The organism is Pseudomonas marginalis, assembly GCF_900105325.1.
GTDB classification, from domain to species: Bacteria; Pseudomonadota; Gammaproteobacteria; order Pseudomonadales; family Pseudomonadaceae; genus Aquipseudomonas; species Aquipseudomonas marginalis.
This window is the reverse complement of the sequence record NZ_FNSU01000003.1, coordinates 2,964,621-2,979,526: the sequence shown is the minus strand read 5'-3', so window position 1 is coordinate 2,979,526 and position 14,906 is coordinate 2,964,621. Positions and strand designations below refer to the sequence as shown.

The window sequence follows — 14,906 nt, the reverse complement described above, 5'->3', positions numbered from 1 at the left end:
GCAGAGGCGCCATTCTACCTGGGGTGCAGGGCATGTAAACCGGCGGATTTGGGCACAACATGGATCAAATGTGGGAGGGGGCTTGCTCCCGATGTCGGTGTGTCAGTGAAGGAAGTATCTACTGAGCCACCGCTATCGGGAGCAAGCCCCCTCCCACATGGGTTTGCGGTGGTAAAGACAGTGCACAAAAAAGGCGACCCGAAGGCCGCCTCATTCAACACCGCGCTGATCAGAATTCGTGATCAGCGTTATCCGGGTTCAGGTCGCTGATGCCCAGCTTGCCGGCAGCGGCTTCGATCGAGCCGGTCTGCTTGACCAGGGCGGCGATGGCGTCACGCACGATCTGGTTACCTGCGTCGTTACCGGCCGCGATCAACTGGTCATAGTGCTCACCCTTGTTGGCGTGATCAACCATGACCTGGATCTTCGCTTCGGTCGCCGCCAGGTCCGCTTTCAGCGCGGTATCGGCAGCCGGGTCGGCCTTGGCCACCAGGGACGACAGGCTGGCGCCGGTCAGTTTGGTGCCGTCGACGCGGGTGTACTCGCCCAGGTAGACGTTGCGGATGCCCTTGGCGTCGTAGAAGTGCGAGTAGTGGGTGTTGTCGCTGAAGCAGTCCTGTTCGTCTTCCGGCGAGTTGGCTTCCAGGGAAACCTTCATGCGCTCACCGGCCAGCTCGCCCAAGGACAGGCTGCCCATGCCGAACAACATTTTGCGCAGGCCGTCGGTGGCAGGTTCTGCCTCCAGGGTGGCGCGGTAGTTGTCTTCGACGTTGGGTTTCCAGTTGCCGACCATTTCCTGCAGGTCGCTGACCAGCAGTTGGGTCACGGCGGTCAGGTAGGCGCGGCGGCGCTCGTTGTGGCCGCCGGTTGCGCCGTCGCCGGTCAGGTAGTCCGACGCAGGGCGGTTGCCCGCGCCCGGGCCGGTGCCGTTCAGGTCCTGGCCCCAGAGCAGGAATTCGATGGCGTGGTAGCCGGTGGCGACGTTGGCTTCGGAACCGCCCAGCTCATTGAGGCTGGCGAGTTTTTCCGGGGTGATGTCCTTCACGTCGACCTTGTCTTCGCCGACCTGGACTTCGGTGTTGGCGATGATGTTGGCGGTAGCGCCCGGGTTGCCCAGGGCGTGTTCGTAGGATTTGTCGACGTAGTCGATCAGGCCTTCGTCCAGGGGCCAGGCGTTAACCTGACCTTCCCAGTCATCGATGATGGTGTTGCCGAAGCGGAACACTTCGCTCTGCAGGTACGGAACGCGCGCGGCAACCCAGGCGGCCCGGGCGGCTTTCAGGGTTTCGTCGTTTGGTTTGGCGAGGAAGGCGTCGATTGCGGTTTGCAGGGTTTTTGCCGTGGACTCGGCATCGCTGTACACCGCGAAGACCATGTCGGCGTAATGCGCAACCACGGCCTTGGCGGCCGCTTCATCGACCTGGCCGGCAGGGGTGGCAGCCGCTGGAGCGGTGGTGCTGGCAGCCGGGGTCGGCGCCTGGTTTGCTGCGGGCTTGTCTTTACCTTCGCCGCAACCGGCGAGAGAAATGGCAATGGCCAGCAGACTGGCGGTGGCCAGGGGCATACGAATCATGGCGAACATCCTGCTTCGGTTGTTGATGGGCGCGCGGGGGTCGCGCAAAACTGCGACATAATGCGAAAGATTTGCATTTTGTGTAAAGGGTTATACGCGGGAAATATTCAGTATCGTTTTGCCCGCTCAGAGAATGGCCGCGCCATTGCGCTCCGCCTGCTTCAAAAAAGCCGCCAACTCCCGGGCCGGCAGGGGTTTACTGTAGTAGTAACCCTGACCTTCATGGCAACCCTCGGAGATGATGTAGGCCTCCTGCTCCGCGGTTTCCACGCCTTCCGCGATGACCTGCATGCCCAGGCTTTTGCCCAGTTGGATAATGGCGCGAACGATGGTGGCGTCGTCATCGTCGTCCAGCAGGTCCTGGACGAAGCTTTTGTCGATCTTGATCTTGTCCAGGGGCAGGCTTTTCAAATAGCTCAAGGAGGAATAGCCGGTGCCGAAGTCATCAATCGCGATCAATGCCCCGGAGCGGCGCAGGCTCAACAGGTGTTGGGCGGCGGTGCTGATGTCTTCCATCAGGCCGGTTTCGGTGACTTCCAGCTCCAGGCTGCGCGGCGGCAGGCGGTAGATCTGCATCAGGTTGTTGACCACCCGTGGCAGCTCGGTGTGGTGCAACTGCACGGTGGACAGGTTGACCGCCATGCGCAGTTCGGTGAAGCCCAGGTCATGCCATTCGCGCAATTGTCGACAGGCCTGGTCCAGTACCCATTCGCCAATCGGAATAATGGTGCCGTTCTGTTCTGCCAGCGGGATGAACAGGTCCGGCGGCACCAGCCCGTGTTCCGGGTGCTGCCAACGGATCAGGGCTTCCACGCCTACCACACGCTGGTCGCGATAGCTGATCTGCGGCTGGTAGACCAGGTGGAACTGGTCGCGGCTGAGGGCATCGCGCAGGTCTTTTTCCAGCTCGCGGCGGCGGCGCATTTCGCTGTCGACGCTGGCGATATAGAACTGATAGCGGTTGCGAGAGCGGCTCTTGGCCAGGGTCATGGTCTGTTCGGCTTTTTGCAGCAGCTTCTCGGTGCTGTCGCCATCTTCGGGAAACAAGGTGATGCCGATGGTGGCGCGCAGGCGAATTTCCTCGTGGTCGAGGGCGAACTCCGCCTCCAGGTCGTCGAGGATACTTTGCGCCAGTTCGGCCGCTTCGTAGGGCTGGTCGATATCGGCCTGTACCAGCGCGAACTGGTCGCCCCCCAGGCGGGCGAGGGCGCCGAGGCGACCGCTGTGGGCGCGCAGACGGTCGGCCAGGGCCAGCAGCAATTTGTCGCCGGCCTGGTAGGTAAACTGCTCGTTGACGCTTTTGAAGTCATCCAGTCCCACGCACAGCACCGCCACCCGGCGCTGGCGGCGACCGGCGTCGATGAGGATCTTGTCCAGTTGCTCCTGCAGTTTCTGGCGGTTGGGCAGGCCGGTGAGGAAATCGTACTGGGCCATGCGCAGCAGGCTGGATTCCGCCTCATGGCGCAGGTGGGTGTTGCGCTCGATGGATTCGAGCAACTGGTTGGCGGTGTTGATCCACAACCCCAACTCGTTGCGCTCGTGGCCCTTGAGTTGCGGGATCTTGTGCTCGCTGGGGCGGTCCGGGTTGATCGATGTCAGGTGTTCGATAATCCGCGACAGCGGCTTGGTCAGCAGCCAGTGGTAAACCAGGTACAACACCAGGCCCATGGCCAAGGCGCGTAACACGCCGGAAATGAAGATGATCACCGAACTGACAATAAAGCCCTGGCCGTACGTGGCGGTGTCGAGGGTAATGCTCAGGTCACCGTAATATTCGCTGTAGGGGCCTTTGCCGACCAAGGCAGTGGTGAAGGTGCGTTCCCGGCCAAGAATCAGGTCGGTGAGCCAGCGGCTGGGGGAGTGCTGCAAGGCACGGCTTTTTTCTGCCAGCATGGTTTCGTTGGGATGGCCGATGGAGGCCATGCGCACCGCCTCGTCCTGGAACAGCCCCTCTATCACCTGCATGCCCATCTCGCGGTCCAGGCTATAGACGGCCTGGGTCGAGGGGTCGCGAAACATGTCGAGGATGCGCTGGGCATCACCGGCCACGGCCTGGCGCGTCTTGTAGGCATCGAAAACGATCTGCGCCACGCTCAGCGTCACGCCCACGATCAACGCCGACAGCAGCACGACCCGTAGCAACTTCACCGACAAGCTGTTTTTGAGTTCCAGCTTCAAAGGGGCATTCCTTGTCTCATGCGGGTGGCCTTCAATATGCCATGAGTATTGGCAATCTGAGGTTGGCAGTCAAAGGGACATTGGGGCATAAGCTCAATTGACGTTTTGGCTGACCAGCATTGAGAGGTACCAACGCAGATCGGTGCCTGGCAGACGTGGATAAAGAATCAGCATGCGGTACAAATATTGACTGGAGAGAAGGCGGAGCCGGTCCGCCTTCTGCGAGCCGGCGGTGTTAGTAATTAACCGGACCCTGTGGTTGTTGTCCTTCCCCGCCGATCTTTTCGCCGCCACCGGCTATGTCGATTTCCTCGTTTGTCATGTCCATTACTCCTTTGGCCAGATCCATACCCTTATCAAGAAGTCCCGTTATCATTGGGATTGCGCCCGTTGCCGCCGACATAGGATCCATCGTAATTCCTCACACGTGATTAAGAGGTTTATTCCTCCTACCCCTTGTGTGGTGAATCCTATTGGTGGGTTCCAGTATTTCTGGCTTGCCTATGCTGCACCCACAAAAAAGCCCGGCAATCGCCGGGCTCTTTCTACTGCAAGGGTTGCTTAGGCAGTGAAGGTCTTGCCTTCGAACTGCTCAGCGACGAACTTCCAGTTGACCAGGTTCCAGAACGCTTCCACATACTTTGGACGTACGTTGCGGTAGTCGATGTAGTAGGCGTGTTCCCACACGTCGCAGGTCAGCAGCGGGGTGTCGCCGCTGGTCAGCGGGTTGCCGGCGCCGATGGTGCTGGCCAGGGCCAGGGAACCGTCAGCCTTTTTCACCAGCCAGCCCCAACCGGAACCGAAGGTGCCGACGGACGTCTTGGTGAATTCTTCCTTGAACTTGTCGAACGAACCGAACGCGGCGTTGATGGCTTCAGCCAGCGCGCCGGTGGGTTGGCCGCCGGCGTTTGGTGCCAGGCAGTTCCAGTAGAAGGTGTGGTTCCAGACCTGAGCGGCGTTGTTGAAGATGCCGCCCGAAGAAGATTTGACGATTTCTTCCAGGGTCTTGCCTTCGAACTCGGTGCCTGGCACCAGGTTGTTCAGGTTCACGACATAGGTGTTGTGGTGCTTGTCGTGGTGGTATTCCAAGGTTTCCTTGGAGATGTGCGGCTGCAGGGCATCGTGTGCGTAGGGCAGCGGCGGCAATTCGAAAGCCATGATGATTCTCCTAATCAGGTCAGTTGCGGTGAGCGCAAGGCCGATCACGGGCGGCCAAACAAGCGCCGGGGAGTTTGTACTCTTTGCGGCGCAGGGTCCGGATCATAGCACCGGGGGTGCGGCAAAACCACGCAACAACTGTGTGGGATAGAGGTTCCAGAGCGTTTTGGAATATTCATCAGGCGCTGATCAATTGATAGGCCACGCTGAACATCATCGCCGCTACCAACAGGTCCAACAGGCGCCATGTCGCCGGGCGTGCCAGCCATGGCGCCAGCCAGGCCGCGCCGAGCGCCAGGGTGGCGAACCACAGCAACGATGCACTCGCGGCCCCGGCCACGTAGGCGCCGGGTTCGGTTTGTTGCGCGCCCAGTGAGCCGATCAGCAGCACCGTGTCCAGGTACACATGAGGATTGAGCAACGTGACCGCCAAGGCGCTGAGCAATACGGCGCGCAATGAGCGGACCTTGAGGTCGCCCCCTTGCTCCAGGCCCTGTGTCGAAAACGCCCGGCGCAGCGCCAGGGTGCCGTACCACAGCAGGAACGCGGCGCCGCCCCAGCGGGCAATCTCCAGCAGCAGCGGGTTTTGTGCCAGCACCGTCGCCAGGCCGAATACCCCGGCGGCCACGAGCAAGGCGTCGCACACCACGCACAACGCCGCCACCGGCAGGTGATGTTCACGGCGCAGGCTTTGCGCCAATACAAATGCGTTTTGCGTGCCGATGGCCATGATCAGCCCCAGGGCCACCAATAATCCGTTCAGATAGCTTTGCCACATAACCATTACTCCGAAGTCGCTGCCAGTTGCCGCAATACGTCCATGGCTCGCTCGGCATCCGCACGGCCGACGAACAGGTGGTCGTGGTAGTAGCCGGCGATCACGTTGCAACTGATCCCGGCTTTGCCGAGTGCGCTGGCGAAGGCGGCCGTCAGGCCCACGGCTTGCAGCGCTGAATGCACATTCAGGGTGATCCACGCGGCGATGTAGTCGAACGCCAGCCCGGCCTGTTCCGCCTGCCGGCGCTCCAGGATCAGGGTCAGGCCTTCCTGCTCGCGAAAGCTGCCGATGGCCTCGCAACCGGCCGGGATACGATGGTCAGGCAGGGTGCAGAACACGTAGTCACCGTCATTGAGCTGCGGGCTCATGCTGCGCAGCAGGGTTGCCAGGGCGGTTTCGCCAGCCATGGTGAAGGTTCCTTTTAAAGAGAGAAGCGATGCTGGCTATTCTCGTGGTCCAGGCTGTATAAGAAAAACCAATATTGCTGATCGCTCATTAGAGAAACTGATGTTCGACTATAAATTGCTTTCCGCCCTGGCGGCGGTGGTGGAACAGGCCGGCTTCGAGCGCGGTGCCCAGGTATTGGGGCTGTCGCAATCGGCGATTTCCCAGCGCATCAAGTTATTGGAAGCACGCATCGGCCAGCCGGTGCTGGTGCGGGTTACGCCGCCGGCGCCCACCGATATAGGTCGGCGTTTGCTTAACCATGTGCAGCAGGTGCGGCTGCTGGAGCGCGACCTGCAAAGCCAGGTGCCGGCGCTGGACGAAGAAGGCATGCCTGAACGCCTGCGCATCGCCCTGAATGCCGACAGCCTGGCCACTTGGTGGGCCGAGGCGGTCAGCGACTTCTGTGCCGAGCAGCATTTGCTGCTGGATCTGGTCGTAGAAGACCAGACGGTGGGACTCAAGCGCATGCGCGCCGGGGAAGTAGCCGCCTGTATCTGCGCCAGCGAGCGCCCGGTGGCCGGAGCCCGCAGCCTGTTGCTCGGCGCCATGCGTTATCGGGCGTTGGCCAGCCCTGCATTTGTTGCACGGCATTTCCCCCAAGGTGTGCGTGCCGAGCAACTGGCGCGCACACCGGCACTGGTGTTCGGCCCGGATGATTTCCTGCAGCACCGCTACCTGGCGTCTCTGGGCGTGGACGGCGGTTTCGAACACCATTTATGCCCATCGTCCGAAGGCTTTATCCGCCTGGCGGAAGCCGGGCTCGGCTGGGGGCTGGTGCCTGAGTTGCAGGTGCGCGACCAACTGGAAAAGGGCGTGTTGGTCGAGTTGATGCCAGATAAGCCCATCGATGTACCGTTGTACTGGCATCATTGGCGCAGCGGCGGGCAGCTGTTGGGCCTGTTGACCGACCACCTGGCCCAAGCCTGCGGACAATGGTTGGTGCCGTTGGACTGATGGCGGTCGTCAAGGCAACTGCGATGAAAAATGAAAGAACACGGGGTAATACATGAAGATTCTGGTCACCGGCGCAAGCGGCTTCATCGGCGGGCGCTTTGCGCGTTTCGCCCTGGAGCAGGGCCTGGACGTGCGGGTCAACGGGCGGCGCGCCGAGGGTGTGGAGCACCTGGTTCGACGCGGTGCCGAGTTTATCCAGGGTGACTTGAGTGATGCCGACCTGGTGCGCGACCTGTGCCGCGATGTCGAAGCCGTGGTGCATTGTGCAGGCGCCGTGGGCTTGTGGGGGAGGTACCAGGACTTCCATCAAGGCAACGTGCTGGTGACTGAAAACGTCGTGGAAGCCTGCCTCAAGCAGCGCGTGGGCCGTCTGGTGCACCTGTCGTCGCCGTCGATCTACTTCGACGGGCGCGATCACCGCGGGTTGACCGAAGAGCAAGTCCCCAAGCGCTTCAAGCATCCCTATGCGGCCACGAAGTACCTGGCCGAACAGAAAGTGTTCGGCGCCCAGGAGTTCGGCCTCGAGGTGCTGGCCCTGCGCCCGCGTTTCGTCACCGGTGCCGGTGACATGAGTATTTTCCCGCGCCTGTTGAAGATGCAGCGCAAGAACCGCCTGGCTATCGTCGGCGACGGTCTCAACAAGGTCGACTTCACCAGTGTGCACAACCTCAACGAAGCGCTGCTCAGCAGCTTGCTGGCCACCGGTTCGGCCCTGGGCAAGGCCTACAACATCAGCAACGGCACGCCGGTGCCGGTGTGGGATGTGGTCAATTACGTGATGCGCCAAATGGAGCTGCCCCAGGTGACCCGTTACCGCTCCTACGGCTTGTCTTACAGCGTGGCGGCGCTTAACGAAGCCTTTTGCGCAATGTGGCCCGGTCGTCCGGAGCCGGCGTTATCGCGCCTGGGCATGCAGGTAATGAACAAAGATTTCACCCTCGACATCAGCCGGGCCAGGCATTATCTGGATTACGAGCCCAAGGTCAGCCTGTGGACTGCCCTCGACGAGTTCTGCAGTTGGTGGAAGGCCCAGGATCCCGGGTTCAAATAAGGTCACAACAGGCAACACATCGGGAACCGAATTCCAGGTTCCGGGTCGATCAACGCGATGGGGTTGGGGTTTATACTCCCGTCGCTCGGCTTTCCAGCCAGCTAACTCACCGATTCAGGGTTGATTCATGCGTAACGATGCCAAAGACGATTTCGACAACATTCCCAGCCTGCGGGCCGATCTTGGGGATGACGATGATTTCGAACCTTCCCCGGCCACCTCGGTGCGTTCGCGCAACACGCCCGTGGTCAAGGTCAAGGGCGCCAGCACCGGCCCGCTGTGGGCATTGATCGGCGCGCTGCTGATCGCCTTCGCCGGCCTGGCCTGGTGGAGCTTCCAGCAGATTTCCCTGATGGGCCAGCAGTTGGTAGCCACCCAGGAAAGCTTTGCGCGCATCAGCGAAGAAGCGGCAGGGCGCCTGCAGGACATTTCCGGCAAGGTCGTAGCCAGTGAAGCCAACGTGAACAACGGCAGCGAAGCACTGAAACTGCAGATCAAACAGCTGGAAACCCAGTTGCTGGAGCAGGGCAAGCAGCAACTCGGCGTTGCCGGCCAGGCCACCGAGTTGGACAAGCGCCTGGCGCAAATGACTGCCAGCACCACTGAGCTGTCGAGCGCCAATGCCAAGCTGCAGGGCCAGGTGCAAGCCTTGACCGATGCAGTGGCCACCCTGAAGGCAGCGCAGGGCGATGCCGGCAAGCGCGATACCGAGATAAAGGAATTGGTTGCTGATGTGGCTGCCTTGAAAAAGCAAGGTAACCCGAGCGCAGCCATCGCCCGTCTTGAGCAGGACCTCGTGGTACTCAAAAGCGCCCAGGACAGCCAGCCGGCCAACAGCGATGCGCCGACCAACAAGGAGTTCGACGTGTTCCGCATCCAGACCACCCGCAATATCACCACCTTGCAGAGCCAGGTGCAGAACCTGAATCAGCGCCTGAATGCGCCGGCGGCAGCAACGCCGCTCGGCCAGTAATATCGGGCCTGTGGCAAGCTTGCTTGCCACAGGCCGCCTAGCGGCTTGAATGTCACCATCTGGTGACATTTCCCATCCCCTTCGTTACTTGCCCCCACCTTGCCCTTGTTTAGACTCCGGTCATCCCACAAACAATAATAAGGGCCACCCATGACCACGCGACCACTGCCTGCCAGCAGTTGGCTGAATGCACCTGCCCATCACGACTGGCTCGCCGCCGAAGGGCAGCGCCTGCTGGCCTTCGCCAAGGCCTCCCGTCTGCCTGAGGGTTTTGGCAACCTCGGCGACAGAGGCCAGTTGCCGGCCGATGCTCGCGCCGAAACCATGAATACCGCGCGCATGACCCACAGCTTCGCCATGGCCCATGCCATGGGCTTGCCGGGTTATGCCGAATTGGTGGCGCACGGTGTTGCGGCCCTGGGCGGACCTTTGCGTGACAGCGAACACGGTGGCTGGTTCGCCGTGCCCCAGGCCCTGGACGGCAACAGCGGCAAGGCGGCCTACCTGCATGCCTTTGTCGCCCTGGCCGCCAGCTCGGCCGTGGTGGCAGGCGCGCCCGGTGCGCAAAATCTGCTGAACGACGCCATCCATATCATCGACCAGTTCTTCTGGAGCGAAGAGGAGGGCGTGATGCTCGAATCCTTCGCCCGGGACTGGAGCGGCGTCGAAGCCTATCGCGGCGCCAACAGCAACATGCACGCCACCGAAGCCTTCCTGGCCCTGGCCGATGTCACCGCCGACACACGTTGGCTGGATCGCGCCCTGCGCATCGTCGAGCGAGTGATTCATACCCACGCCGCCGCCAACCAGTTCATGGTGATCGAGCATTTCGACGCGCAATGGAAACCCCTGCTCGATTACAACGAAGACAACCCCGCCGATGGCTTCCGCCCGTATGGCATCACCCCTGGCCATGGCTTTGAGTGGGCGCGGCTGGTGCTGAACCTGGAAGCCGCGCGCCTGCAGGCCGGGCTGGCCACGCCGGACTGGCTGCTGAGCGCCGCCAAGGGCCTGTTTGCCAGCGCCTGCGACTATGCCTGGGCCGTGGATGGCGCCCCCGGTATCGTCTACACCCTGGACTGGAACCACCGCCCGGTCGTGCGCGAGCGTCTGCACTGGACCCACGCCGAAGCCAGCGCCGCTGCCCAGGCCTTGCTCAAACGCACGGGTGAGCTGCATTACGAAACCTGGTACCGGCGTTTCTGGGAGTTTTGCGACACCCATTTCATCGACCGCCTCCACGGCAGCTGGCACCACGAACTCAGCCCGCACAACCAGCCCAGCAGCACCATCTGGGGCGGTAAACCGGACCTGTACCATGCCTGGCAAGCGGTCGTGCTGCCTGCACTGCCCCTGGCACCGAGCATGGCCAGCGCTTTAGGCGCTGGATGTTATGTCACCAAGTGGTGACATTTGTGCATCCCTTTGTTACCTGTGCTCGAAAAAACCATGTTTAAACTCCGTGCAGCGCAAGCTCCAGACTTGCATGCATAACAACAAGAAAAGGTATTCAGATGAACGCGATTAATCGCCTCGCCGTAGCTATTTCCGTTGCCTCGTTGTTTCCCCTCAGTGCATTTGCCGCCGACTCCAAAGGGACGGTTGAAGTTGTGCATTGGTGGACCTCGGGTGGCGAAAAAGCGGCTGTAGATGTCCTGAAGGCCCAAGTCGAGAAAGACGGCTTCACCTGGAAAGACGGCGCCGTCGCAGGTGGTGGTGGCGCCACGGCCATGACCGTGCTGAAAAGCCGCGCGGTCGCCGGCAACCCGCCAGGCGTTGCCCAGATCAAAGGCCCCGACATCCAGGAGTGGGCCTCTACCGGCCTGCTCGACACCGACGTCCTGAAGTCCGTCGCCAAAGACGAAAAATGGGATTCCCTGCTCGACAAGAAAGTCTCCGACACCGTGAAGTACGACGGCGACTACGTTGCCGTACCGGTCAACATCCACCGCGTGAACTGGCTGTGGATCAACCCGGAAGTCTTCAAGAAAGCCGGTATCACCAAGAACCCAACCACCCTCGAAGAATTCTACGCCGCCGGCGACAAGCTCAAGGCTGCGGGCTTTATCCCGCTTGCCCACGGTGGCCAGCCTTGGCAGGACAGCACCGTGTTCGAAGCGGTGGTCCTGTCGGTAATGGGCGCCGATGGCTACAAGAAAGCCCTGGTCGACCTGGATAATGCTGCGCTGACCGGCCCGGAAATGGTCAAGTCCCTGACCGAGCTGAAGAAAGTCGCGACCTACATGGACGTCGACGGCAAAGGCCAGGACTGGAACCTCGAAGCAGGCAAGGTCATCAACGGCAAGGCCGGTATGCAGATCATGGGTGACTGGGCCAAGTCCGAATGGACTGCCGCCAAGAAAGTCGCCGGCAAAGACTACGAGTGCGTAGCCTTCCCGGGCACCGACAAAGCCTTCACCTACAACATCGACTCCCTGGCGGTGTTCAAGCAGAAAGACAAAGGCACTGCCGCTGGCCAGCAGGACATCGCCAAAGTCGTGCTGGGTGAAAACTTCCAGAAGGTGTTCAGCATCAACAAGGGCTCGATCCCTGTTCGCAACGACATGCTGAACAAAATGGACTCCTACGGTTTCGACTCCTGCGCCCAGACCGCCGCCAAGGACTTCCTGGCTGACGCCAAGACCGGCGGCCTGCAGCCAAGCATGGCGCACAACATGGCCACCACCCTGGCGGTGCAAGGTGCGTTCTTCGATGTCGTGACCAACTACATCAACGACCCGAAAGCCGACCCGGCCGACACCGCCAAGAAACTCGGCGCTGCGATCAAGTCTGCCAAGTAACGGTTGACCTTGTGAGGGGGATCCCTGACCCCTCACAAGGCGTGCTTCTGTAGTCCTTTTTCCCTGTATTGGATTTCCCCATGAGTTCTGTTGCTGTGTTCAGCAAAGCCTCGCCGTTCGATGCACTGCAGCGCTGGCTACCCAAACTGGTGCTGGCGCCCAGCATGTTCATCGTGTTGGTGGGTTTCTACGGCTACATCCTGTGGACGTTTGTGCTCTCGTTCACCACCTCTACGTTCCTGCCAAGCTACAAATGGGCGGGTCTTGCGCAATACGAGCGGTTGTTCGACAACGACCGCTGGTGGGTGGCGAGCAAGAACCTGGCGCTGTTCGGCGGGATGTTTATCGGCATCACCTTGGTGATCGGCGTGACCCTGGCGATTTTCCTCGACCAGAAAATCCGCCGCGAAGGTTTTATCCGCACCATTTACCTGTACCCGATGGCGCTCTCGATGATCGTCACCGGTACCGCCTGGAAATGGCTGCTCAACCCGGGCATGGGCCTGGACAAACTCCTGCGTGACTGGGGCTGGGAAGGCTTCCGTCTCGACTGGCTGATCGACCCGGACCGCGTGGTCTACTGCCTGGTGATTGCCGCCGTGTGGCAAGCCTCCGGTTTCATCATGGCGATGTTCCTCGCCGGCCTGCGTGGCGTTGATCAGTCGATCATCCGTGCCGCCCAGATCGACGGCGCAAGCCTGCCGCGCATCTACTGGAGCGTGGTGCTGCCGAGCCTGCGTCCGGTGTTCTTCAGTGCGGTGATGATCCTGGCGCACATTGCGATCAAGAGCTTCGACCTGGTGGCGGCCATGACGGCCGGTGGCCCGGGCTATTCGTCCGACCTGCCCGCCATGTTCATGTACTCGTTCACCTTCAGCCGTGGCCAGATGGGCATGGGCTCGGCCAGTGCAATCCTGATGCTCGGTGCGATCCTCGCGATCATCGTGCCTTACCTCTACTCCGAGCTGAGGACCAAACGTAATGACTAGTCTCGCTGCCAAACCTGCCATCAGCCTGAGCCGCATCGCGATCTACGCGGTGTTGATCCTCGCTGTATTGCTGTACCTGGTACCGCTGGTGGTGATGTTGCTCACCAGCTTCAAGACCCCGGAAGACATCAGCACCGGCAACCTGTTGAGCTGGCCGACCGTGGTCAGCGGCATCGGCTGGGTCAAGGCATGGGCCACCGTGGATGGCTACTTCTGGAACTCGCTCAAGATCACCGTGCCGGCCGTGCTGATTTCCACCGCCATCGGTGCGTTGAACGGTTATGTGCTGTCGTTCTGGCGCTTCCGTGGTTCGCAGCTGTTCTTCGGCTTGCTGTTGTTCGGCTGCTTCCTGCCGTTCCAGACCGTGCTGCTGCCCGCGTCGTTCACCCTCGGCAAGATGGGCCTGGCCAGCACCACCACCGGCCTGGTGTTTGTGCACGTGGTGTACGGCCTGGCGTTCACCACGCTGTTCTTCCGTAACTACTACGTGAGCATCCCGGATGCGTTGATCAAGGCGGCACGCCTGGACGGTGCCGGTTTCTTCACCATCTTCCGCCAGATCATTCTGCCGATGTCCACGCCGATCATCATGGTCTGCCTGATCTGGCAGTTCACCCAGATCTGGAATGACTTCCTGTTCGGTGTGGTGTTCTCCAGTGGCGACTCCCAGCCCATCACGGTGGCGCTGAACAACCTGGTCAACACCAGCACCGGGGCCAAGGAATATAACGTGGATATGGCGGCGGCGATGATCGCCGGGCTGCCGACCCTGCTGGTCTATGTGATCGCAGGCAAGTATTTCGTGCGCGGCCTGACGGCCGGCGCGGTCAAGGGGTAATCATGGCTACGCTTGAACTTCGCAATGTAAACAAGACCTATGGCGCCGGCCTGCCCGACACCTTGAAGAACATCGAACTGTCGATCAAAGAGGGAGAGTTCCTGATCCTGGTCGGCCCTTCGGGTTGCGGTAAGTCCACGCTGATGAACTGCATCGCCGGCCTGGAGACCATCACCGGCGGCGCGATCATGATCGGCGACCAGGACGTCAGCGGCATGAGCCCCAAGGACCGTGACATCGCCATGGTGTTCCAGTCCTACGCGCTGTACCCGACCATGAGCGTGCGCGAGAACATCGAGTTCGGCCTCAAGATCCGCAAGATGCCCCAGGCCGACATCGACGCCGAAGTGGCGCGCGTGGCCAAGCTGCTGCAGATCGAACACCTGCTCAACCGCAAGCCGGGCCAGCTCTCCGGCGGCCAGCAACAGCGCGTGGCCATGGGCCGGGCCCTGGCGCGTCGGCCGAAGATCTACCTGTTCGACGAACCGCTGTCGAACCTCGATGCCAAGCTGCGCGTCGAGATGCGTACCGAAATGAAGCTGATGCACCAGCGCCTCAAGACCACCACGGTCTACGTGACCCACGACCAGATCGAAGCGATGACCCTGGGCGATAAGGTGGCGGTGATGAAGGACGGCATCATCCAACAATTCGGCACGCCGAAAGAAATTTACAACGACCCTGCTAACCTATTTGTGGCAAGCTTTATCGGTTCACCACCGATGAACTTCGTTCCTATGCGTCTAAAACGCAAGGACGGGAAGTTGGTGGCGCTGCTCGACAGCGGCCAGGCGCGATGCGAATTGCCGCTGGGTATGAACGACGCCGGCCTGGAAGACCGTGATGTGATCCTGGGCCTGCGCCCGGAGCAGATCGTGTTGGCGGCGGGTGAGGGTAATGGTTCATCGAGCATTCGTGCCGAGGTCCAGGTCACCGAGCCGACCGGCCCGGACACACTGGTGTTTGTGCAGCTCAATGACACCAAGGTCTGCTGCCGTTTGGCGGCTGATGTGGCGCCGCAGGTGGGCGAGACCCTGACACTGCAATTCGATCCATCCAAGGTATTGCTGTTCGACGCCAACACGGGCGAGCGCCTCGGCACTGCTTCTTCATTGCCCGCACAGGGGCATGCGGACAACGTGGCCCAATTCAAAGGTCGCTGAAGT

14 protein-coding genes are annotated in these 14,906 nt (G+C 61.1%); 8 read left to right on the top strand and 6 right to left on the bottom strand.

Annotated features, from left to right (window positions below):
- Window positions 1–229 precede the first annotated feature (229 nt).
- The 6 genes from BLW22_RS23025 to BLW22_RS23005 all read right to left on the bottom strand — a co-directional run bounded on the left by BLW22_RS23025 (window position 230) and on the right by BLW22_RS23005 (window position 6,094).
- Entirely contained in the window at window positions 230–1,573 is a 1,344-nt protein-coding gene (locus BLW22_RS23025; protein ID WP_027605583.1) for an imelysin family protein, read from the bottom strand.
- 126 nt (window positions 1,574–1,699) lie between these two features.
- Window positions 1,700–3,751, bottom strand: coding sequence for a putative bifunctional diguanylate cyclase/phosphodiesterase (locus tag BLW22_RS23020; RefSeq protein WP_027605584.1), 2,052 nt, complete (start codon window positions 3,749–3,751; stop codon window positions 1,700–1,702).
- Window positions 3,752–3,986: 235 nt separating this feature from the next.
- Window positions 3,987–4,163, bottom strand: coding sequence for a hypothetical protein (locus BLW22_RS34885; RefSeq protein ID WP_159440256.1), 177 nt, complete (start codon window positions 4,161–4,163; stop codon window positions 3,987–3,989).
- A gap of 149 nt (window positions 4,164–4,312) precedes the next feature.
- Window positions 4,313–4,909: a superoxide dismutase gene (locus BLW22_RS23015; protein ID WP_003212997.1), complete on the bottom strand. Its 597-nt coding sequence runs from the start codon at window positions 4,907–4,909 to the stop codon at window positions 4,313–4,315.
- A gap of 178 nt (window positions 4,910–5,087) precedes the next feature.
- Window positions 5,088–5,687, bottom strand: a complete 600-nt coding sequence (locus BLW22_RS23010) for a LysE/ArgO family amino acid transporter (protein ID WP_074847519.1) — start codon at window positions 5,685–5,687, stop codon at window positions 5,088–5,090.
- Window positions 5,688–5,692: 5 nt separating this feature from the next.
- Window positions 5,693–6,094: an ACT domain-containing protein gene (locus BLW22_RS23005; protein ID WP_027605586.1), complete on the bottom strand. Its 402-nt coding sequence runs from the start codon at window positions 6,092–6,094 to the stop codon at window positions 5,693–5,695.
- A gap of 100 nt (window positions 6,095–6,194) precedes the next feature.
- On the opposite strand from BLW22_RS23005, the gene BLW22_RS23000 reads away from it, so the two are divergent.
- From BLW22_RS23000 to BLW22_RS22965, 8 genes are all read left to right on the top strand, one after another.
- A complete protein-coding gene (locus tag BLW22_RS23000; RefSeq protein WP_065925928.1) occupies window positions 6,195–7,088 on the top strand; it encodes a LysR family transcriptional regulator ArgP in 894 nt (297 codons plus the stop codon).
- A gap of 52 nt (window positions 7,089–7,140) precedes the next feature.
- Window positions 7,141–8,139, top strand: coding sequence for an NAD-dependent epimerase/dehydratase family protein (locus tag BLW22_RS22995; protein WP_074847518.1), 999 nt, complete (start codon window positions 7,141–7,143; stop codon window positions 8,137–8,139).
- 127 nt (window positions 8,140–8,266) lie between these two features.
- Complete coding sequence (locus BLW22_RS22990; RefSeq protein ID WP_074847517.1) at window positions 8,267–9,112, top strand: ATPase; 846 nt, start codon at window positions 8,267–8,269, stop codon at window positions 9,110–9,112.
- A 150-nt stretch (window positions 9,113–9,262) separates the two neighbouring features.
- Window positions 9,263–10,522, top strand: a complete 1,260-nt coding sequence (locus BLW22_RS22985) for a D-mannose isomerase (protein WP_074847516.1) — start codon at window positions 9,263–9,265, stop codon at window positions 10,520–10,522.
- Between the two features lie 104 nt (window positions 10,523–10,626).
- On the top strand, window positions 10,627–11,913 hold the full coding sequence (locus BLW22_RS22980) for an ABC transporter substrate-binding protein (RefSeq protein WP_027605591.1): 1,287 nt from the start codon (window positions 10,627–10,629) through the stop codon (window positions 11,911–11,913).
- Between the two features lie 80 nt (window positions 11,914–11,993).
- Window positions 11,994–12,902, top strand: coding sequence for a carbohydrate ABC transporter permease (locus BLW22_RS22975; RefSeq protein WP_003175732.1), 909 nt, complete (start codon window positions 11,994–11,996; stop codon window positions 12,900–12,902).
- Entirely contained in the window at window positions 12,895–13,740 is an 846-nt protein-coding gene (locus BLW22_RS22970) for a carbohydrate ABC transporter permease (protein WP_027605592.1), read from the top strand. The genes BLW22_RS22975 and BLW22_RS22970 overlap by 8 nt, the downstream gene beginning before the upstream one ends.
- A 2-nt stretch (window positions 13,741–13,742) precedes the next feature.
- A complete protein-coding gene (locus tag BLW22_RS22965; RefSeq protein WP_074847515.1) occupies window positions 13,743–14,903 on the top strand; it encodes an ABC transporter ATP-binding protein in 1,161 nt (386 codons plus the stop codon).
- Window positions 14,904–14,906 lie beyond the last annotated feature (3 nt).